Below are 22,916 nucleotides of genomic sequence, written 5' to 3'. Positions count from 1 at the left end.
ACTTTAATTTTCTCTAAAGAGAAAAATTTTATTTTATTATTAGGCTTAAAATAGCCAAAATGTTACATTTTTTAACTGATGTTTAACACATCTTTCATAGAGAAAACTCCATTCTTTCCGATAATCCATTCTGCAGCAACAACTGCACCTAAAGCAAAACCTTTTCTACTGTGAGCTGTATGTTTAATTTCTATAGAATCTACTTCAGAATCATACCAAACAGTATGTGTACCAGGAACATCTGGAGTTCTTGTTGCCACAATTGGTATGTTTTCTTCTGATGCTTTACCACCTAATTCCCAATCTTTTTTAGAAGAGTTCTCTATAATTCCTTCTGCCAAAGTAATTGCGGTTCCGCTTGGCGCATCTAATTTTTTAGTATGATGAATTTCTTCCATAGAAATATTGTAATCTTCTAAAGAACTCATCATTTTAGCCAATTGTTTATTTAGTTCAAAGAAGATATTTACTCCTAAACTATAATTGGAAGCATAAATAAAAGCACTGTTTTTTTCTTTACAAAGTGCAACAGCTTCATCATATTTATCTAACCAACCTGTTGTTCCAGATATTACAGGCACATTATTGTTTATACAATTAGTTATGTTATTAAAAGCAGAAGAAGGTACACTAAAATCGATAGCAACATCAGCTAATGTGATATCAATTTTATCATCTACATCTTTTCTAATTACTATTTCATGTCCACGAGATAAAGCAATTTTTTCAATTTCTTTACCCATTCTTCCATAACCTAATAGTGCAATTTTCATTTTAAAAATTATATTTAATTGTTAGTCCTACTTTTGGAGCCTCAAAATATGTTGGGTCGTTAATAAAAGTAGGTTTAAGTGATAAGTTGTCGTCTGTGTTAAATTGAAGTAAATGTGCATTAACACTAGCTTCTACAATTTGTAAAACATACAAAATAACTGTTGTTAATAAAGACATGTCTCTATTTTCACTTAATTGATCTTGGGCTCTTTCTAAAGTTTCTAAAGAAATAACTTCAGTTCCATCATCTTGGGTAAACTCATCTTGGAGCCCAACTTTTCTTAATTTATAGGCTGTTCTATATCTTTTATACTCTTTGTTATTGTCTAAGTAATAATAAATGCTAGTTCCCATTGCTCCCCAAACAATAGGTGCTTTCCAGTATTTTTTATTGTAAACTTGTCCCATTCCAGGGAAAATAGCAGAATAAAATGCGGCTTTAGAAGGAGCTAAAGCATCGTAAACTCCACCCTTTTCAATTTTAATGTCTCCTTTAATTTTGACATCTTTTACATTTACAGAATCTTTCTGCCCAAAAAAAGTAGCAGAAAAAAGTGTACAGCATAAAACAAATATGATTTTTTTTAAAAGCACTTATTTTAATAAGTTTTTTATACGATTGAAATCTTCTTCAGAATGAAAAGGAATTGAAATTTTTCCTTTACCATTTGTACTAACAGTAACGTCTATTTTATGTCCAAAGTATTCGCTAATGTCTTTAATACTAGTTTTAATATAAGCAGGAACTGGCTTTTTCTTTGGTTTAGCAACTGTGCCAGTTTTTAAACTTTTAACTAAATCTTCAGTTTGTCTTACAGATAATTTTTCGCGTAAAATTTTCTCATAAATCGCTAATTGATCTTCTGTATTTTCTACATTAATCATTGCACGACCATGTCCCATTGAAATAAAACCATCTCTCATCCCTGTTTGTAAAATTGGATCTAATTTTAACAAACGTAAATAATTGGTTACTGTAGAACGTTTTTTACCAACTCTTGTACTTAATTCTTCTTGTGTAAGTTGAATTTCGTCAATTAAACGTTGATAAGATAATGCTACTTCAATTGGGTCTAAGTTTTTACGTTGTATATTTTCAACCAAAGCCATTTCCAACATTTCTTGGTCATTGGCAAGTCTTATGTATGCAGGTACGGTTTTATTTCCTATTAATTTGGATGCTCTAAAACGACGTTCTCCAGAAACTAATTGAAATTTATTTTCTTCTAATTTTCTAACAGTAATTGGTTGAATAACACCTAATTCTCTTATAGAGCTTGCAAGTTCTCTCAGCGCTTCTTCATCAAAATAAGTTCTTGGTTGATATGGATTTACGTCAATTAAGTCTAAATCTATTTCAATGATATTTCCAACAACTTTATCTGCATTTTTATCTGATGCAGAAATAACGTTAGAAGATTCTTTTAATAAAGCAGATAATCCTCTTCCTAAAGCTTGTTTTTTGGTCGCTTTTGCCATTTTACGAATTCTTTTTTAATAATTCTTGAGCCAAATTTAAGTAATTTACAGCACCTTTACTTGTTGCATCGTATGCAATAATACTTTCACCATAACTTGGTGCTTCACCTAAGCGTGTATTTCTTCTAATAATGGTATCAAAAACCATGCTAGAAAAATGCTTTCTAACTTCGTCTACTACTTGATTAGAAAGACGTAATCTAGAGTCGAACATTGTTAGCAATAAGCCTTCTATATCTAAATCTGGGTTATGAATATTTTGAACACTTTTAATTGTATTTAAAAGTTTTCCTAAACCTTCAAGTGCAAAATATTCACATTGAATAGGAATAATTACAGAATCTGCAGCTACTAATGAGTTTAAAGTTATTAAACCTAATGACGGAGCACAATCAATTAAAATATAATCATAATCGTTTTTAATTTCTTCCAACGATTTTTTTAACATATATTCTCTTTCTTGCTTATCTACCAATTCAATCTCAATTGCGACTAAATCTATATGAGCAGGAATCATATCTACATTTGGTGAATCCGTTTTTACAATTGCTTCTTTTGCAGAAATTGTATGCTCTAAAACTTGATAAGTTCCAAATTCTACAGCTTCAACATCGATACCTAAACCAGATGAAGCATTTGCTTGTGGATCTGCATCAATTAGCAATACTTTCTTCTCTAAAACACCTAAAGAAGCAGCTAAATTAACACTTGTTGTTGTTTTACCAACACCACCTTTTTGGTTTGCAATTGCAATGATTTTTCCCATTATATCAAGTTATCTTATAAGTAGTAAAATTACGTTTTTTTATGTTTTTAGAAAGTGAAAGATGTTAACAAAACTATAATTTTGTAAAATACTGTAATTTAATTAATTATGTTTGGTTTTTTTGATTTTTTAAACAAAATTGGTTGTAAAAAAACCGAAGTAAAAACTTCGGTTATAAGCATGTGTTAATATTCTATTTTTTTGGAATATTCTCTAAAATAGCTTTTAAAAACTTCCAAAATTTTTGAGTTGATAAAATACTAGCTCGTTCGTCTGGAGAATGTGCTCCAAGAATAGTTGGTCCAAAAGAAACCATATCCATTTTTGGATAATTCTGTCCTAAAATACCACATTCTAAACCTGCATGACATGCTGCAACATTTGCTTTTTCGTCATGTAATTTTTCATATAAATTAGCAACTACATCTAAAATTGCTGAATTTACATTGGGTTGCCAACCTGGATATTCACCTGAAAACTCAACATCAAAACCAGATAATTCAAAAGCAGATTTTAAAGAGTTTGCTAAATCAAATTTGTTGCTTTCTGATGATGAACGTGTTAAACATCCTATTTTTATCTGTCCGTTTTTTACAATTACTCTTGCAATATTGTTAGAGGTTTCTACCAAATCTGTAATATCTGGACTCATTCTGTATACACCATTATGGGCAGCATAAATCGATTTTAATAAACCTTCTTGCACTCCTAGTTCCATTACTTTTTCTGGTAATGTTGTTTTTTTGATATCAACAATTAAGTTAGGTTCTAATGTTAAAAACTCTTCTTTTATGTTGTTGATAAGTAAGTCGATTTCTAAAAGAAATGCTTCTTTAGAAATTTTATCAACTGTAACAATAGCAGAACTTTCACGAGGAATTGCATTACGCAAACTACCGCCATTTATTTCTGAAATTCTTAAACCAAAATTAGTATAACCATCAAATAATAAACGATTCATTATTTTGTTTGCATTTCCTAATCCTTTAATAATATCCATTCCAGAATGCCCGCCATTTAAACCTTTTACTGTTATGGAAAAAGCTGTAGAGTATTTTGAAACGTCTTCTTCAGAATAACTTCTGGTTGCTGTAATGTCAATTCCACCAGCACACCCCATTCCTATTTCATCATCTTCTTCTGTGTCTAAATTTAAAAGAATATCACCTTTTAAAATCCCACCTTCTAATCCCATCGCACCAGTCATACCCGTTTCTTCATCAATGGTAAAAAGTGCTTCAAGATTTGGGTGTTTTAAATCATTAGAAGATAAAATTGCCATAATTGCAGCAACTCCCAAACCATTATCTGCTCCTAAGGTGGTTCCTTCTGCTGTAACCCAATCTCCATCAATTACCATTTTAATTCCTTCTTGATCAAAATCGAAAATAGTATCAGAATTTTTTTGATGAACCATATCTAAATGACTCTGTAAAACAATAGTTTTTCTGTCCTCAAGACCTTTTGTAGCTGGTTTTGAAATGATAACATTACCAACTTTATCTACTAAAGTTTCTAAGTTTAAACTTTTACCAAAATCTACCATAAACTGAATTACACGTTCTTCTTTTTTCGAAGGACGAGGAACTGCATTTAAATCTGCAAAGTGATTCCAAACAATTTTAGGCTCTAAATTTCTTACTGCTTCACTCATTTTATTAAATAATTTTATGGTATAAATTTAGTTTATTTCTATCACAATTTCTTGTGTTTCTTTTCTAACTTTTGGTAAATCTTTCATGTAACAATCATCAGCCCTAAAACCAACAGGTAAAACTAAAATTGATTTTAAATTTTGTGATTTTAGGTTCAGAATTTCATCGTATTTTTCAGGTACAAATCCTTCCATTGGGCAAGCATCAATTTTTTCTACAGCACAAACAGTCATTAAATTACCCAGGGCAATATATGCTTGATTTTTATTCCATAAAGCTAATTCTTCTTGATTTTTTTTCTCAATATCCGCAGTTAAAAACTCTTTAAAAGGATTGATAATTGCATCTGGAGTATTTCTGATTTTTTTAACTAAATTAAAGTAGTTTTTAACTTCTTCGGTTGTGTAATTATCAGGAATACAAATCACTAAAACATGAGATGCTTCTTGGATTTGGGTTTGGTTCATTGAGTGAGGAACCAATTCTTTTTGAATTTCTTTATTTTGAATAACTACAAGCTTTATAGGTTGTAAGCCATAAGAAGTTGCTGTTAAGTTAAAAGCTTCTTTTAGTGTATTTATTTGTGCTTCTGAAAGCTGTTTTTCTGAATCAAATTTTTTAACAGCATATCGCCATTTTAAACTATCTATAATATTCATTTTTCTTAATTATGATGCAAAAATAGTGCATTCTTTTAGATGATTTCTATTAAGGTGATTATAAAAATTTATGAAGGTATAAATGATTTTTTGTACCTTGAAAAGAAAAACTATGAATGAGGATTTCCTTCATTATGTGTGGAAGTACCAGTTATTTTCTATTCACAATTTAAAAACAACTACTAAAGAGGATTTAACAATTCTAAAAACAGGAATTCACAATCATAATTCTGGGCCTGATTTTTTAAATGCACAATTAAAAATAGACAATCAACTTTGGGTTGGGAATGTAGAAATTCATTTAAAATCTTCAGATTGGTATGTACATCACCATGAAATTGATGTAAACTATGACGCTGTTATTTTACATGTTGTTTGGGAAGATGATACTACTGTTTTTATGAAAAATAATAAACCTTTACCGGTTTTAGTTTTGAAAGATCTTGTTGTGAAATCTGCCTTAAATAATTATAGAAATCTATTTTCTACCAAACAAAGATGGATTCCTTGTGAAAAGGAAATTATTTCGGTTGATAATTTTACTGTAGAGAACTGGAAAGAAAGATTGTTTTTTGAAAGATTAGAGCGAAAATCAAATGAAATGAATGCACTTTTAACTTCAAATCAAAATGATTTTGAAGCTGTTTTATTTCAATTATTGTCAAAGAATTTTGGTTTAAAAGTAAATGGAGAAGCTTTTTTAGATTTGGCGAAATCTTTTGATTTTTCAATTTTAAGAAAAGTTAGATTTGATGAAAATCAATTAGCAGCTTTATTATTTGGGCAAGCAGGGTTTTTAGAGGAAGGTTTTGAAGATGAGTATCATCAACAATTAAAAAATGAGTATCAGTATTTAAAACATAAATATAACTTAAATTTTATTTCAAAGAATCAATTTTCTTTTTTTAGAATGAGACCTCCAAATTTTCCAACAATACGAATTGCTCAATTAATTTCTTTGTATCATATTCATCAAAATTTATTTTCTTTAATGATGAAGATAGAAACCTTAAAAGGTTTTTATGAGTTGTTTGAAATTAACGTAAATCCATTTTGGAAAACACATTATACATTTGATAAAACATCTAAATTATCTTCTAAAAAACTTACAAAATCGTTTAAAGATTTATTATTGATAAATACCATTATTCCTTTAAAGTTTTTATATCAAAAGAATAGGGGAGAAGTGAATGAAAGTGAATTTTTAGAACTTCTTCAAAAAATAAAACCAGAAAAAAATAGCATTATTTCTAAATTTGATGCAATTAGAATTAAAGCGAAAAACGCATACGAAACTCAATCTTTGTTAGAGCTTAAAAATAATTATTGCGCAAAGAAACGTTGTTTACAATGCGCAATAGGAATTAAATTGTTGAGTAAAGAATAACTTTACTTTATTTAACAGAGTTTAATACAAACTCTTATATTTATTAGGGTTTTCTTCATTCATTATTTCGTAAATTTTTTCGAAAATATCTTCTGCAGAAGGTTTAGAAAAATAATCTCCATCTGTACCATAAGCAGTTCTATGAGCTTTAGCAGTTAATGTTGCTGGCTTGCTATCTAAGTGTATGTAGCCATTTTGTTTTTCTAAAATTTCTTGTAGAATATAAGCTGAAGCTCCTCCAGGAACATCTTCATCTATAACTAATAACTTATTTGTTTTTGCTAAACTTTTTACACAATTATGGTTTAAATCAAAAGGAAGTAAACTTTGAGCATCTATAATTTCGATATTGATAGCTACTTGTTGTAATTCAATCGCAACTTCTTCAACAATTCTTAAAGTAGAACCATAAGAAACAACAGTTAAATCGGTACCTTCTTTAAGAATTTCTACTGCTCCAATAGGAGTTTTATATTCGCCTAAATTTATTGGTAACTCTTCTTTTAATCTATAGCCGTTTAAACATTCTATAACTAAAGCAGGTTCATCTCCTTCTAATAAAGTATTGTAAAATCCTGCTGCTTTTGTCATATTTCTAGGAACTAAAACATGAAGACCTCTAACATTATTTATGATCCCACCCATTGGTGAACCAGCATGCCAAATTCCTTCTAATCTATGACCTCGGGTTCTTATAATTAATGGAGCTTTTTGTTTACCAAAAGTTCTGTATTGAAGGGTTGCTAAATCATCACTCATAATTTGTAATGCATATAGCAAATAATCTAAATATTGTATTTCTGCAATAGGTCTTAATCCACGCATTGCTAATCCTATACCTTGACCAATAATTGTTGCTTCTCTAATACCAGTATCTGCTACTCTTATTTCTCCATATTTTTCTTGAAGGCCTTCTAAACCTTGATTTACATCACCTATAAAACCAGCATCTTCACCAAAAATAACTACTTCTGGATGTTTTTTTAAAATAGCATCAAAATTATCTCTCATAATAATTCTGGCATCAACTAAAGTTTTCTTTTTAGCGTAAACTGGTTTTTTTTCTAAAATACTTACAGCATTAAAATCTGATTCACTATGTAGGTGTGATGAAAATTTTTCTTCTGCAACTTTTAAAGATTTTTTTATAAAATTTTGAAGTAATATTTTTTCAGCAAAGTTTTCATCTTTTAAATAGCGAAGTGATTTCCTTGCAGTTGATAAAACATCTTTTCTACTAGGTTCTACAATAGCCATTAAATCTTTTTTATGCTTGATGATAAAAGTGCTATTTTTACTTTTTGTTGCAACTTTGTCTAATAATTGACAAGCAATAGCTACTTCATGTTTTATATCATTAATAAATGCGTTCCAAGCATTTCTTTTGGCACTTACAACTTCTTTTTTTGCTTCTTTTTCTAAGATATATATATCTTCTTCAGAATCTACAAAGCGTAAAATTTCACCATTTTCAGCTTCTAATTCGAAATCTAAAATCCAGTTTCGCATTTTTGTAATGCAATCGTGTTCTTTTTCCCAATTTAATCTTTCTTTTCCTTTGTATCTTTCATGAGATCCAGAAGTAGAATGACCTTGTGGTTGTGTGAGTTCTTTAACGTGAATTAAAACTGGTACATGTTCTTCTCTTGCAATTTTTGAAGCTTTATTATAAATGTCAATAAGTTGAACATAATCCCAACCATTAACTACAAATATTTCATATCCATCTTTGTTGTTTTCTCTTTGAAAACCTTTTAAAATTTCAGAAATACTTTCTTTTGTTGTTTGATGCTTTGCATGAACAGAGATTCCATATTCATCATCCCAAACACTCATTAACATTGGTACTTGTAAAACTCCTGCAGCATTTATGGTTTCAAAAAATAAACCTTCACTTGTACTTGCGTTACCAATAGTTCCCCAAGCAACTTCATTTCCATTATTCGAAAACTTAGATTTATGTTGAACACTTTTTTCGTTTCTATAAATTTTGGATGCTTGAGCTAATCCTAATAAACGGGGCATTTGACCAGCGGTAGGAGAGATGTCTGAACTTGAGTTGTATTGTTTAGTTAAGTCTTTCCAGGTTCCATCTTCATTTAAACTATGTGTAGCAAAATGGCCACCCATTTGTCTACCTGCAGACATTGGATCTGCTATAATATCTGTATGAGCATATAAACCTGCAAAGAATTGTTGTGCAGTTAACTCACCAATTGCCATCATAAAAGTTTGATCTCTGTAATAACCAGATCTAAAATCACCAATTTTAAAGGCTTTTGCCATTGCTAATTGAGGAACTTCTTTTCCGTCACCAAAGATTCCGAACTTTGCTTTACCTGTTAAAACCTCTCTACGCCCTAATAAACTACATTCTCTACTAATTCTAGCAATTCTGTAATCATTTAAGACCTCAGTTTTAAAATCCTCAAAAGAAAGTTTTTGTTTATTCTTTGATTGTGTTTCTTGCAACATTTATTGGATTTTTTAGGTATTGCAAAGATAGTTTTTTTAGTTGATATTTAAAAATGTAAATCTTTTTTAGTGATTTCGTAATTTTTTTAAAAATAATTAGTTTTTGTTTGATAATAATGCAAAGTGCAGTAAGTTTTTTTTGTTTAATTATTATCTATTTTCATTTTAGTTACTATAAACAAATGGTTTTTTTATTAACTAATTTTTTTAATAATATCTTCTAAACTTTTATTGGATTCTAAATTTAATTTTTTTCGAATACGATGTTTTGTAACACGTATAGTATTTGTTGAAACACCAAGAATCAGTGACATTTCATTATTTGTTAAAGCTAGTTTATTTAAGCATAAACAACGTATTTCTGCTTGACCTAATACAGGATAAGAATTAATAAATGATTGAATAAAATTAGGATATGCTTCTTTAAACAAACTTTGAAATTGTTTCCAATCGTTTTGGGTTAAAATGTTTTTAGATTTTAATTGAGAAAGGATTTCTGAATTATTTTTATATGTGTCGTTTTTTTGTAGCTCTGTAATTAAATTACTATCCTCTCTAATTTTCTTTGTTAAGTTTTTTAAATTGCTTTTAGCATTCTCTAAATCTTTTTGTATGTTTTCTAACTCAAGTGCTTTTATCTCTTGCTCTTTTAAGAGGTATTTGTTTCTATACCAAAAAATAAAAATACTTGTTATAAGTAGTAAAATAGCTATTAATAGGATGTAATTACGTTGGGTAAGTTTTAATTGACCTTCGTTTTTTAATTTTTCAATTTCAAGTTTTTTTTCTTTTGCTAAAACTTTTTGGTTAGCTCGTAATAATTTTAAGCCATTGTATTTTTTATTTTGAATATTTACAGCTAATAGTGTAGAGTCTAGGTAAATAGCACTAAATTCGGGTTGGTTGTTTGCTGTGTACCATTTGCTAATAACTGGGTATAATTTTAATAAACGATCTGTTTGATTCGTTTTTTTAATATAGTGGTAAGCACTATCTATTTCTTTTTTTGCTAGATTAAGTTTATTTTGTTTTAAATGAATGTCTGCTAAAGGAATTAAAGAACCAACAGCAAGATTAAGATCATTTATTTTTAGCGCATTTTCAATATCAGTTTTAAATAATGGAATTGCTTTTTCATAATTTTCTTGAAGGTAGAAATTGTAACCCAAGTTACCCGCGGCTATATTTTGCCATATTGTGTCTTTATATTTTGAAGTATCATTAATAACTCTTAAAAAAGATTGTTCTGCTAAGTTAAACTCGTCTAATTTTTGATAGCAGAGACCAACAGTACTTTGAGCTTCTAATACTCTTCGACTATTAAATTCTGTCTTTTCTAATTCACTAGATTTTTTATAATATATAAGAGCATTAGTGTAATCTTCAAAATTGTAATAACATCTTCCAATATAATTTAAATGATTAGCCATTTCTGGAAAATTTTCTGGCTTTATTTTTTCTAAAATTTTTGCAGATTGCAATAACCATTCAAAAGCACTTTCATAATTTTTAATGGACCAAAAGTGTGTAGCAATTACATTTATTGCTCGTTCCTGTACATGGTAAATTTTATTTTTGTTTCCTTTATGTGCTACTTCAATTAAGTTTTGTACTAAGTCAGGGTTTTTATATCCGTGAATATACCAATTTGTGTAGGCTTTTAATAATTCTGCTTCTAATGCAAGTTCTTTATCTTTATTAGATAATGCCCATTGTTGCATTTTGTTTGTATAATTATATACATATAAAGAATCATTAGTAGTTTTAATAACTGTATTTCTATATAATACATCTATATCATTTACCTTGTTTTTATAAGGTTGATGTAGCATTTTTTTATATTGAGAAAAAGAGTATAAAGCGCTAAGTAAAAAAAATATATTTATTAATTTTGATTTCATTTTAAAAAAAAAATCGAAGGTACTTAATAATATATTTAAATCTAGAAATTTTTGTTGTGTAATTAATTAAAATATTGTGTTTTTTTTTTTTGATAAAAAAAACACCCTAAAATTTAGGGTGTTTTATTGTTTGGGGGATGTTTAAATTCTTAAACGATAGGTTAATCCAAGAAACCCATGTATATCGTCTATTACAATTATCACAAGCGTATCCTTTGGCACCTGGAATTAATTTAGATATTGGCTTTCTTTTTATTCTATGTCTAGATTCTGATCTACATCGGGGGCATGCTTTCATTATAAATAATTTTTCTTAAATATTTAAAGCATCACAAGCAGATTGAGGTACTTCAAAATTTTTGTCTGTAAAGATTTCACTGTCAAAAGTCCATTTATGAAAATAGCTTTGTCCTTTATAAACCGTTTTAAAGTTGTATTCTTTACCTAATTCAAAACCTTTTAAAGTCATTTTACCTTCTTTTATAGTTCCTTCGTAACTAAAAATACCGTTTTCTCTTTCTACATAAAAAGGAAAACCATCTGGTACAAAAGTTTTATTGTTACAATTGGCAGCAACATCTATTGCAATGTTTTTTAAATTACCAATATTAAAATAATCTGTACCATCTTGTGTTAGGTTTATATTTAACTCACAATTAGCGAAAGTAGCAATGCTTGATAAATTTGTTCGGTAGATTACGCCTTTAGAAGTTACGTAAAGCTGTGATTCATAAGTGCTTTTACCCCAAATTGAACCAGTATGAGTTACAATATTCACATCATTTCCAGATGCAAGAAGACTTTTGATATCATCAATATAGCTAGTATCAAAAATAGTTGTTGTCCAATCTTCTTCAGAACCTCCCAGACTATTTATGTGTATATTTACCTCTTCATCATATTCTTTTGATCCTTTGATATAATTACTAGGAAAACTTTGCCTAGGTGTATCTACAGATACTACTTTACCATTTACAATTTTGATTTCAAATGCATAATAATAACGATCACCAGGAAAAATATTGAAACTTCCTTCATACACTGTACGTAATATTATTTCGAACGTTGCAGAATAGTTGTCTGGTAAGTTATTAGCTGTAATGTTATAGGTATTGTTGCTACAGTTTGTGTCTTTAAAATTTACAACTGTATAATTAGATAAATGTGTGGTTTCGAAACTAATGTTAAATGTATCTGCAGTATTACCTGCTGTTACAGTTCCTAAACCATGGTATGTCCAGTTAAAACTTTCTTCTTCATTGGTGTATACAGGAAAAGTATCACCTAATTGTACTTGGTTTCCTGTGTTTGGGTTTGTTGCATCCGAAGGTATTTCTATAGCAACATCAATAGCATTGGTAAACTTTTTTACAGCAGTACTATTTACATCCATTTTAATGTTTGTATTACCAGTTACAAAAGTTGCTTCTTTTCCTGTAATTTCTGCATCGTTACTATCTTTAAATGTTAAAATACTAGTAGGTGGTAATACTTCACTTAAAGGATCTGTATTGGTAACTTCTATATTTACGTTGCTACCTGTTAATACATTGTCTGAAGCATCTTTAAATTGTGTACCTGTTTTAATGGTAACAGAACTTGTGGTTAAAGAATTTGTTAAAGACGTTTTTGTTGTGGTTGCTATTGTAGTTGTATTATTGGTTAAACTAACCGTTTTACTAGCTGTATTTGTACCTTTGTATATTTTACTATCATCTACTAAAGGTAATTTAATGTGAGAAACGGTATCTGTTAAAGTTACAGGGTATGTTGTTGTTGTATAATCTCCACCACTTATAGTTACATCAAAATTTAGTTCTTTTACTCCTGTACTTTTGTTAGGGTTTACGTTTAGTTGAATAAAACCATCTGTTTCAGATATTGTAAATTCACCAGCTTCGTTAACTAGTTTGTCTGCATCTGCGCCACTAAACTCTACTTTTAAATTTGTGTCTATTATATTTTGTTGATCTCCAAAATAATCTTGTAATTCAATTACTGCAGATTGTTCAAAAATAGTATTGGTAACGCCAACGTTAAAGTCGTCTATTTTGTCAAAAAATTCTGTACATCCTACCAAAAAGGTGAAAGATACTACTAGAATTAGAGTTAGTTTTTGTATTGTATTTTTCATTTTTATTTTTTTTAAAAATTATAAGTTAGTCTAAATTGTATTCTAGGAATCAGTGTTAACGATTCAAACGCGTCTTGTAAATCTTCTTGTTCATCTTGTGTAGGTGTTAATAATTTATCGGCTTGTAAACTTACTTCTGGTGATTTTGCAAAATAAGTACCAATGTCTACACCAAAACCAAATCTGTTTTTAGGAATTGCTCTACCAAAGCCAAACCCTAAAAAAGGAGCTGTACCAGACCATTTAGAGTTTATAATTACTTTACCAACATCTTCAGATGCTACAATAATATCTCCATATTCAATACCTTCTTTGTAGGTAATTAAACCATTAATTGCTACATCGTTTAAAAAACCAACACCAAAAGCAAGTTTAAAAGAAGAATTTTTAAAAGGCACATATTCTATACCTGCATCTATAATAGTGCTATTTGCACTACCAAGAAATTCTACATCATCGTTGTCTAAAAATTCAGAGATATCTACTTCTTTGTCTTCTACGGTAAGACTGTGGTAGGCAACAATTGCATTTAATTTTGTGGTTAATTTTCTTGCATAACCTACACCAAATCCAGAGGTTCCGAAAGAGATGTTTAGTCCGTTTTTTCTAGTTTTTACAGTTTCATCATTGTTAATAATATTTGTTTTTGTTTGTTTGGTTGATTGCTGTGTAAAAACTTGCGTGTTGTAGCAAAATACAACTGCTAAAAGTAATAGCTTAATTTTCATTATTTTTTGTATTGGTTTGTGTACAAATAAATATAAAGAATAGTGTATATTGGTTAAAAAGAGCGTTACAAAAGCGTTACAAAATAATTTTTTGTTTTTTTAAGTTGCTTTTTTTTATTGTGTTATGGTTTAGAGTAAACCGCGTCTAAAAAAGTTGTAAATAGACCTAATATCTGCAGATAATGAAAATCTTATTTTTTGCGGATATGCTCTTTGAGATAGCTCCCAACCATTGTTGGAATAAAAAGGAAAATAGATCTCAAAAATTTCATGAACAAAATTAAATCTTACACCATTTTCGTAAGCAAAGTATAAAGGTTGGTGTTTGTTTTTTAAGAAAGCAACATCATTATAAACCTCTAACCAGCGCCATAAACCAATACTAGAATTGTTTGAAATCATAAATTGATTTGCAAACCTTGTGGGTAAAACAGATTTAAATCCTCCTTCAGTTATAATATATTGCTGGCTAAAAAAACCAGAATCTTCAGATCTTCCTAAATAATTTAATTGAAATAAATAATCATTACTTCTATCCAGACCAAAGCTGAAATAATCATTTGTAGTTTTATTGTTAAAAAATACACCTGCAAAAATTCTAAAATCTAATTGTGTATCTGATGCTGTTAAGGTTCTGTATCGTAAATCTAAAGCTGCTTTAGAAAAGTTTTTTGCAAACTCTGTATTAAAACTATATCTAAATTCTTTTATAATATCTGGGTTGGTGTAATTGTAACTTAAACTAAATATACTGTAATTATCTTGTGAGTTTCTAACTGTATTTGGAGCTATATCTTTGTCTATGTGAACTACTTTAGCTCTTATAGATTCTGTTGTAGCGTCTCTTAAAGATTTTCTTTTAAATATAATATCCATATAAGGAATAAATGACTTGTATGCTAAGTTTGGAGCATAATCTAAAGTGCTACCTACTACTCCATATGATATTTTATATAATTTAGTATCTTCAAAAAACTGATCATATAATAAAGAGAATTGTCCAATCACCGATCTACTTTTTGTTGCATAATATGGTGCAACTTTAAAAACAAAATTTCTTCTAATTAAGGGTTTGTTGTGTAGTTTTATTCCAAAAATTAACCCATTATAATAATTGTAACCTAAATCTGGCTGATAAAAAATTTGGTTGTGTTTTGGACTGCTAATATCTTTTAATAATGAAAATTTAATTGGTTTGTGAAATAGTTTTTTATCAATTTTTTTCCAATTATCTAGAGTGTTTAATTCTGGGTATAAATTTTCATAATTCAACACAAATGTGTCATAATTACCTTTTTTGAATTTTACAGTCTTAGTAGAGTCAATATTATAAATCCATTTTTTTAATTTTACTTCTTTGTCTTTAAGAGCATAAATAGCCAAAGGAGTTATAATATTTCTATTGTTTTTTATGGTTACAGAAATACTATCTTTTTCTTTTTTAATATGCTGTATTGTATGGTCTATTTTTTTATTTGTTTTTACAAAATCATTAAAAAACCAATCTAAATTTTTATCTGTTTTGGAAGAGAGTAGGTTTTTAAATTTTTTACTAGAAATAATTTTTAATTGGTTGTTTTGATAAAACTCCTGAATTGTTTGGTTAATAATGCTATCTCCTAAATAACCTTTTAGAAATCTAAAACCTAAACCGGCTTTATATTTACTGACTATTTTTCTGTTGAAGTTAGACAAGGAATCTGCAGAGGTATTTAAAGCTTGATCTAAAAACCTACGTGCTGAAAATTGGTAGATAAAAGGATATTTATCATTAAATTCTAATTTAGAAATATTAAAGTTCTTCAAAAACCAAGAGTCAGAAGCGTTTCCTAAAAGCTTAATTTCTGGATAATACTTTTCTATGTATTCTATCATTAAGTAATTCTGAATACCATCAATTAGCCAATAATCTTTTCTCTTATTTAATAGGATTGTATTTTCTATATATCTTTTTGTTAAAGCCTTAAACATGGCTATATCCCATTTAAAAGTATCAGAAAAAGGGCGTAAAAATTTTGGTAATTGATTTAATCCAAAAATAGGGTTTTTACTCTGTGTAGCTTTGTCTATATATATTTCTACATGTGGATATTTACCAAGATATTTCTGTATAAATAGTAGTTCTCTGTTTAAAATACTCGTAGTTAAATTAAAATCTAATTCTTCAGTAAAAACATCAGTATGTATAGTTACTGTTTTTGTTGTATATGTTTTTATTTGCGGTGTTTTATTGACACCTAAAAGAATATCAGTTTTGTTTTTTCCAATAAAAAAGTAGCTGTTATGATTTTCTTTTTTAGTTTCATATCGATATAAGTTAGACTCAACAATAAACTCTTTTGGAACATCAATTTCAATTTTAAAATCAGTTCCTTTTTCATATAAATCATCTAAATTTAAATTACTCATAGATTTCCAACCATTATCATAAACAGCAGGAGTTATATACCAGTTTCTAAGATGATAACCTGTTGCTGTTTTACCATATTTTGTAAAACGTGCGTTTGGTATTTTTACGATATAAGTAAGTGCAATTTTAATTTTTGAATTTGGATACAAAGGCTCTTGTAGAAAAACTTCTATAATGTCTGATTGTTCTTTTAATTCATTAAAAAATACATTTTCAAAATTTACTGAAAGGCTTTTTACTGTTGAAGAACCAAGATCTTTTTCTTTTGCAAAATATAAGTCTTTTCGATAGTCTTTAATAAATCTTTTTGATAAAGGTGTTTTTCTGTCTCGATAACTATTTGCCCAATTATGAAGAAATATGCTTGTTAATATTGAATCAGAAGTATTGTAGAAAATTATTTCTTGCTGAATTTTTAATTCATCTTTTTCAGTATCTAGTGTAGATTTTATATTGATTGAATTCTGTTGTGAAAACAGAAAAGGAGATGCAAATAAGCAAAGAAATAATATGTATAATTTATTTTTCAATTAACTCTTTACCAATTTTATATGTTTTTTATAGCTTGTTTTAATTTTGGTCTGTCTTATTAAGACAGACCAAGTTTGTGAAAAAAGAAATAAATTCTTTTTAAAAAGCATTTTAAAAGTTAGGTTTTAGGTGGTATTTAGCATAGAATTTGTTTAAATGCTCTACAGCTTCTTCTGCTGTATCTACAATTCTAAACAAGTTTAAATCTTCCTCGCTGATATTTCCTTCAGCAATTAATGTTTTTTTAATCCAATCTAATAATCCGCTCCAAAATTCAGTTCCTACTAAAACTATAGGAAAACGCCCAATTTTTTTAGTCTGAATTAAAGTAATTGCTTCAAAAAGTTCATCCATTGTTCCAAAACCACCAGGCATTACAATAAAACCTTGCGAGTATTTTACAAACATAACTTTACGAACAAAAAAGTAATCAAATTCTAAATTTTTATCACGATCAATCCAAGGGTTGTCATGTTGCTCAAAAGGTAATTCAATATTTAAACCTACAGAAATACCTTTTCCTCTATGTGCACCTTTGTTTCCTGCTTCCATAATTCCAGGTCCTCCACCAGTAATTACTCCATAACCATTTTGTGTAAGTTGAAAAGCAATTTCTTCTGCTAATTTATAATCTTCATGATCTTCTTTTGTTCTTGCAGAACCAAAAATTGAAACACAAGGACCAATTTTGCTTAATTTTTCATAACCATCTACAAATTCTGCCATGACTTTAAAAATAGCCCAAGCATCTTTTGTCTTTATTTCATTCCAGGTTTTGTGTTGTAGTTTTTCTTTTATTTTTCTATCATCATTTGTCATAATCAGTAAATTTTAAAATTGATTTTTCCTTTTTTTCTGAAAAAAGAAATGCCTGCTAAAATAGTTCTTTTTTCAAAAACTTTGCAGTATAACTAGTTTTATGTTTTGCAACTTCTTCTGGTGTTCCAGTACATAGAATTTTTCCACCTTTTTTTCCACCTTCCATTCCAACATCAATAATATAATCTGCTAATTTTACAACATCTAAATTATGCTCAATAATTAAAACAGTATTTCCTTTATTAGCTAATTTATTTAAAACATCCATTAAAACTCTAATGTCTTCAAAATGAAGGCCAGTTGTAGGTTCGTCTAATATATAAAAAGTATTACCAGTATCTCTTTTAGATAATTCTGATGCCAATTTTATTCTTTGTGCTTCTCCACCAGAAAGTGTTGTAGATTGTTGTCCAAGCGTAATATAACCCAAACCAACATCTTCAATAGTTTTTAGTTTTCTGTGGATTTTAGGAATGTTTTCAAAGAAATTCGTGGCATCTTCAATTGTCATATTTAAAATATCAGAAATTGATTTTCCTTTGTATCTAATTTCTAAAGTTTCTCTGTTAAAACGTTTTCCTTGGCAGGTTTCACATTCTACTTGCACGTCTGGTAAAAAGTTCATTTCAATAACTCTAACTCCTCCACCTTGGCAAGTTTCACATCTTCCACCTTTTACGTTAAAAGAAAAACGACCAGGTTTGTAACCACGAATTGCAGCTTCAGGAGTTTTCGCAAACAAACTTCTAATTTCACCAAAAGTGCCTGTATAAGTTGCTGGGTTAGAACGTGGAGTTCTACCAATTGGAGATTGATCTATATCAATTACTTTATCTACATGTTCTAAGCCTTCAATTTTTTTGTAGGGCATTGGTTTTTTTACACCTCTATAAATATGAGCGTTTAAAATTGGATATAACGTTTCGTTGATTAAAGTTGATTTTCCACTTCCAGAAACTCCTGTTACACAAATCATTTTTCCAAGAGGAAACTCAACAGAAACATTTTTTAAATTGTTACCAGTTGCCCCTTTAAGTTTTATGAATTTTCCATTCCCTTCTCTTCGTTCTTTTGGAACTTCAATTTCTTTTCTTCCTGTTAAATAATCTGCAGTTAATGTTTTATGTTTTTTTAAATCTTCAAAAGTTCCTTCGCTTACAATTTCTCCTCCATGTCTTCCTGCTCCAGGACCAATATCGAACACAAAATCTGCATGTTCAATCATGTCTTTGTCATGTTCAACAACTAAAACAGAGTTTCCAATATCTCTTAATTTTACAAGAGAATCTATTAATTTTTGATTGTCTCGTTGATGTAAACCTATACTAGGTTCATCTAAAATATATAGAACTCCAACCAATTGTGATCCAATTTGTGTTGCCAAACGAATTCTTTGTGCTTCTCCACCAGAAAGTGATTTGGATGTTCTATCCAAAGCTAAATAATCCAAACCAACATCTAATAAAAACTGAATTCTAGTTTTTATTTCTTTTAAAATTTCTGATGCAATTGTAAGTTGTTTTTCTGATAAATTGTCTTCAATATTTTGAAACCAATTTGCCAATTCAGTAACATCCATTTGTGCTAAATCACTGATGTTTTTATCTGTAATTTTAAAATGCAGCGCTTCTTTTTTTAATCTTTTTCCACCACAAGAAGAGCATGAAATTTCATCCATAAAAGCTTTTGCCCAACGTTTTATTGACGTGCTTTCTGCATTATTATATTGATTTTCTATAAAAGAAATAATTCCTTCAAAATCAATTTTATAATTTCTAGTTACACCAACAGTTTTAGATTTGATTTCAAAAGATTCATTTCCACCGTTTAAAATAACTTCTAAAGCTTCTTTTGGTATGTCTTTTATAGCGTCTGTTAATTTAAATTTATAACGTTCAGCAATGTTTTCTAATTGTTTAAAAATCCAACTACTTTTCTGTTCTCCTAAAGGAATAATCCCTCCATTTTGTATTGAAACAGCATAATCTGGAATTACTTTTTTTAGGTTGATTTCATTTGTTATACCTAAACCATTACATTTATTACAAGCACCTTTAGGTGAGTTAAACGAAAATGTATTTGGTTCAGGGTTTGGATAAGCAATTCCTGAAGTTGGACACATTAATTCTCTACTAAAATAACGAGGATTATTGTCATCAATATCAATAACCATCATAATGTTATTACCAGAGTATAATGCTGTTTTTATGGTTTCTTCTAAACGTTTTTCTGAGGACTCATTTATAAGAAGTCTATCAATAACAACTTCTATATCATGCGTTTTATAACGATCTAAACGCATTCCTTTTTCTATTTCTTTAATTTCTCCATCAACTCTAACTCTTAAAAAACCTTGTTTAGAAATTTGCTCAAAAAGTTCACGATAATGACCTTTTCTAGATTTTACAAGAGGAGCTAAAACTGCAATTTTTTTATTTTCAAAATCTTTTAAAATAAGTTGCCTAATTTGTTCATCAGAATAACTTACCATTTTTTCTCCTGTATTAAAAGAGTATGCATCTGCTACTCTTGCAAATAATAATCTTAAAAAATCGTAAATCTCTGTAATGGTACCAACTGTAGAACGAGGGCTCTTATTTGTAGTTTTTTGTTCAATAGAAATAACTGGTGAAAGGCCATCAATTTTATCAACATCTGGTCTTTCTAATCCACCTAAAAACTGACGAGCATAGGCAGAAAAAGTTTCAATATAACGTCTTTGTCCTTCGGCATAAATGGTGTCAAAAGCTAAAGATGATTTTCCACTTCCGCTTAAACCAGTTATAACAACTAGTTTTTCGCGAGGAATTTTTACATCAATATTTTTTAAGTTATGGACTCTTGCCCCGTAAACTTCAATATATTCTTGGTCTTTCAAATGAGGAGTTTTTTTCGGAAAAATGCAAAGTTAAAGAATCCAATTTTAATTTAATTGATGTATGGTAGTCAAATCATAAAATAGTATCTTGCATTTAAATATTTTAACAATTTATGATAGATAATATTCGACATTTTTTTGAAAGAAATGGATTTCATGTTTCATCTAGATTAGCAGATAGAATAGGAATGAGAGCTTTAAATGTGCGCCTATTTTTTATTTATGTTACTTTTTTTACAGTAGGTTTGTCTTTTGGTTTTTATTTAACCATGGCATTTTTATTCAAGTTAAAAGATATGGTACACACCAGTAGAAGCTCAGTATTTGACCTATAGTATATGAAAATAAATGTATTAGAATCTAAAATCAATAAAACGTTATTTTTAGTTGGTACTATTTTATCAATAGGAACAATTGGGTATATGTGGCTTTCTCATTATTCTTTTGTGGATGCCTTGTATATGACAGTAATAACGGTAACAACTGTAGGTTTTGGTGAGTTAAGGCCCTTTTCTCCAGAAGAAAAAGTTTTTACAATATTTTTAATTTTAACAAGTATTTCTGTTTTTGGGTATGCTGTTTCAGCTTTTTCAGAATATTTGGTAAGTGGTAGATTATTTGAACATTTTAAGCATAGAAAAGTGGAAAAAAAAATAGCAAATTTAAAAGGACATACCATTGTTTGTGGATATGGGAGAAATGGAAAACAAGCAATTTTAAAACTTAAAAATTATAATAAAGATTTTGTAGTTGTTGAAGAAAATAGAGAAATGTCTGAGTTTTTAGATGCAGAAGAAATTTTAAATATAAATGGAGATGCTACATTAGACGAAACTTTGTTAAAAGCGGGTATCGAAAAAGCAGCTAATTTAATAACAGCTTTACCTTCAGATGCAGATAATTTATTTGTAGTTTTAACAGTAAGTCAATTAAATAAAGATTGTAAAGTTATAAGTAGGGCATCAAATGAATCTTCTTTTAGTAAATTAAAAATTGCAGGAGCAAGTAATGTAATTATGCCAGATAAATTAGGGGGAGATCACATGGCTTCTTTAGTTGTAACTCCAGATGTTATAGAATTTGTAGATAGATTGACGATTGAAGGTGAAACGACCGCAAATTTAGAAGAAATTGCTGTAGATGATTTGCCTAAAATGTATATTAATAAGACTATTTTAGATTTAGATTTAAGAAAAGAAACAGGATGTACCGTTATAGGTTTTATAAAACCTGATAAAGAATACATTATAAATCCAGAAGCAGATTGTATTTTAATTAAAGGATCTCATTTAATTGTTTTAGGAAGACCAGAACAAATTATAAAACTTAGAGAATTATTTTAGAATGATAAAAGTTGTTATAACTGGTAGTAATGGTTTGCTAGGTCAATCTTTGTTGAATTTGTTGCTTCAAGAAAAAGAGAAATATCAAGTTTTTGGGTTTTCTAGGGGGGGAAATAGAAGTGGAAGAAATGACTTTTCTTATGTTTCTATTGATATTACTAATGAAGAAGATCTTAAAGAAACCATTTTAAAAATTAAGCCAAACTTTATAATCAATACAGCAGCAATGACACAGGTTGATGATTGTGAAGTTGATAAACAAGCATGTGACTTATTAAATGTAACTGTTGTAAAATGGTTAGTAGAAGTTTCTCAAAAAATAAATACACATTTAATTCATATTTCTACAGATTTTATATTTGATGGAATAAAAGGAAATTACAAAGAAACAGATACACCAAATCCATTAAGTTATTATGGATTATCAAAACTAAAATCAGAAGAAATTTTAATCAATTCGAATATAAACTACACTATTTTAAGAACTATTTTAGTTTTTGGTAAAGTGTATGATATGAGTAGAAGTAACATTGTACTTTGGGTAAAAAGTATGTTAGAAAAAGGTAATGAAATTACAATTGTTGACGATCAATATAGAACACCAACATATGTAGAAGATTTAGCTTTGGCTTGTAAAATTTCTATGGATAAAAAAGCAACAGGAATTTTTAATATTTCTTCCAATGAACTGCTTAGTGTTTTTGAAATTGCCCAAGAAATTGCAGATGTATTTCACTTAGATAAAAGCTTGATAAAACCAATTTCTACATCAACATTAAACCAAACAGCACCAAGACCTGCAAAAACTGGATTCGATTTATCAAAGACTAATACCATTTTAGAGTTTTATCCAAAATCCTTCAAAGAAGATTTGCAAAGATTTAAAGATATCATAAGGTAAAAATCACTTTTAACGCTCAAAAGTTGTTAAAAGAGCAATTTTTTATGATATTGCGAATTACTTTTAAAAAACTAAT

General features: G+C 28.7%; 17 protein-coding genes. 4 read left to right on the top strand and 13 right to left on the bottom strand.

Features of this window, described 5'->3' with window-relative positions:
• Positions 1 to 71: 71 nt before the first annotated feature.
• From dapB to PHEL85_RS05805, 6 genes are all read right to left on the bottom strand, one after another.
• The gene (gene dapB / locus PHEL85_RS05830; protein ID WP_036822256.1) at positions 72 to 773 is read right to left on the bottom strand and encodes a 4-hydroxy-tetrahydrodipicolinate reductase; all 702 of its coding nucleotides are present in this window, start codon (positions 771 to 773) and stop codon (positions 72 to 74) included.
• Position 774: 1 nt separating this feature from the next.
• Positions 775 to 1,368 (bottom strand): DUF5683 domain-containing protein, encoded by a 594-nt coding sequence (locus tag PHEL85_RS05825; protein ID WP_036822253.1) that lies wholly within the window; start codon positions 1,366 to 1,368, stop codon positions 775 to 777.
• A complete protein-coding gene (locus PHEL85_RS05820; protein WP_036822250.1) occupies positions 1,369 to 2,253 on the bottom strand; it encodes a ParB/RepB/Spo0J family partition protein in 885 nt (294 codons plus the stop codon). It abuts the gene before it with no gap.
• A 1-nt stretch (position 2,254) separates the two neighbouring features.
• Positions 2,255 to 3,019, bottom strand: coding sequence for a ParA family protein (locus PHEL85_RS05815; RefSeq protein WP_036822247.1), 765 nt, complete (start codon positions 3,017 to 3,019; stop codon positions 2,255 to 2,257).
• Positions 3,020 to 3,212: 193 nt separating this feature from the next.
• On the bottom strand, positions 3,213 to 4,673 hold the full coding sequence (locus PHEL85_RS05810; RefSeq protein WP_036822244.1) for an aminoacyl-histidine dipeptidase: 1,461 nt from the start codon (positions 4,671 to 4,673) through the stop codon (positions 3,213 to 3,215).
• A gap of 27 nt (positions 4,674 to 4,700) precedes the next feature.
• Positions 4,701 to 5,333 (bottom strand): NAD(P)H-dependent oxidoreductase, encoded by a 633-nt coding sequence (locus PHEL85_RS05805; protein WP_036822242.1) that lies wholly within the window; start codon positions 5,331 to 5,333, stop codon positions 4,701 to 4,703.
• A 112-nt stretch (positions 5,334 to 5,445) separates the two neighbouring features.
• On the opposite strand from PHEL85_RS05805, the gene PHEL85_RS05800 reads away from it, so the two are divergent.
• Entirely contained in the window at positions 5,446 to 6,720 is a 1,275-nt protein-coding gene (locus PHEL85_RS05800) for a DUF2851 family protein (RefSeq protein ID WP_036822239.1), read from the top strand.
• Positions 6,721 to 6,741: 21 nt separating this feature from the next.
• Here PHEL85_RS05800 and PHEL85_RS05795 read toward each other — a convergent pair whose 3' ends face one another.
• The 7 genes from PHEL85_RS05795 to uvrA form a co-directional block, all read right to left on the bottom strand.
• The gene (locus tag PHEL85_RS05795) at positions 6,742 to 9,195 is read right to left on the bottom strand and encodes a thiamine pyrophosphate-dependent enzyme (RefSeq protein WP_036822236.1); all 2,454 of its coding nucleotides are present in this window, start codon (positions 9,193 to 9,195) and stop codon (positions 6,742 to 6,744) included.
• A gap of 194 nt (positions 9,196 to 9,389) precedes the next feature.
• On the bottom strand, positions 9,390 to 11,027 hold the full coding sequence (locus PHEL85_RS05790) for a tetratricopeptide repeat protein (protein ID WP_156109113.1): 1,638 nt from the start codon (positions 11,025 to 11,027) through the stop codon (positions 9,390 to 9,392).
• Between the two features lie 382 nt (positions 11,028 to 11,409).
• Positions 11,410 to 13,230 carry a hypothetical protein gene (locus PHEL85_RS05780; RefSeq protein WP_036822229.1) on the bottom strand — a complete coding sequence of 607 codons (1,821 nt, stop codon included), beginning with the start codon at positions 13,228 to 13,230 and terminating at the stop codon, positions 11,410 to 11,412.
• Positions 13,231 to 13,241: 11 nt separating this feature from the next.
• Positions 13,242 to 13,958 carry a hypothetical protein gene (locus tag PHEL85_RS05775; protein WP_036822228.1) on the bottom strand — a complete coding sequence of 239 codons (717 nt, stop codon included), beginning with the start codon at positions 13,956 to 13,958 and terminating at the stop codon, positions 13,242 to 13,244.
• A gap of 129 nt (positions 13,959 to 14,087) precedes the next feature.
• The gene (locus tag PHEL85_RS05770; protein WP_036822225.1) at positions 14,088 to 16,898 is read right to left on the bottom strand and encodes an aminopeptidase; all 2,811 of its coding nucleotides are present in this window, start codon (positions 16,896 to 16,898) and stop codon (positions 14,088 to 14,090) included.
• A gap of 112 nt (positions 16,899 to 17,010) precedes the next feature.
• Entirely contained in the window at positions 17,011 to 17,718 is a 708-nt protein-coding gene (locus tag PHEL85_RS05765; RefSeq protein WP_036822222.1) for a TIGR00730 family Rossman fold protein, read from the bottom strand.
• A gap of 55 nt (positions 17,719 to 17,773) precedes the next feature.
• The gene (uvrA, locus tag PHEL85_RS05760; protein WP_036822219.1) at positions 17,774 to 20,596 is read right to left on the bottom strand and encodes an excinuclease ABC subunit UvrA; all 2,823 of its coding nucleotides are present in this window, start codon (positions 20,594 to 20,596) and stop codon (positions 17,774 to 17,776) included.
• Positions 20,597 to 20,709: 113 nt separating this feature from the next.
• Between uvrA and PHEL85_RS05755 the strand changes: the two genes are divergently transcribed.
• From PHEL85_RS05755 to PHEL85_RS05745, 3 genes are read left to right on the top strand one after another with little or no spacing between them, the layout of a single operon-like run.
• Positions 20,710 to 20,931 (top strand): hypothetical protein, encoded by a 222-nt coding sequence (locus tag PHEL85_RS05755; protein ID WP_036822217.1) that lies wholly within the window; start codon positions 20,710 to 20,712, stop codon positions 20,929 to 20,931.
• 3 nt (positions 20,932 to 20,934) lie between these two features.
• A complete protein-coding gene (locus PHEL85_RS05750; RefSeq protein WP_036822214.1) occupies positions 20,935 to 21,939 on the top strand; it encodes a potassium channel family protein in 1,005 nt (334 codons plus the stop codon).
• A 1-nt stretch (position 21,940) separates the two neighbouring features.
• Positions 21,941 to 22,840: an SDR family oxidoreductase gene (locus PHEL85_RS05745; protein WP_036822211.1), complete on the top strand. Its 900-nt coding sequence runs from the start codon at positions 21,941 to 21,943 to the stop codon at positions 22,838 to 22,840.
• The last annotated feature ends 76 nt before the right edge of the window (positions 22,841 to 22,916 follow it).

Source organism: Polaribacter sp. Hel1_85, assembly GCF_000766795.1.
Taxonomy (GTDB): domain Bacteria; phylum Bacteroidota; class Bacteroidia; order Flavobacteriales; family Flavobacteriaceae; genus Polaribacter.
Note: the sequence above shows the minus strand (reverse complement) of the source record. Positions and strands in the feature narration are given on the sequence as shown.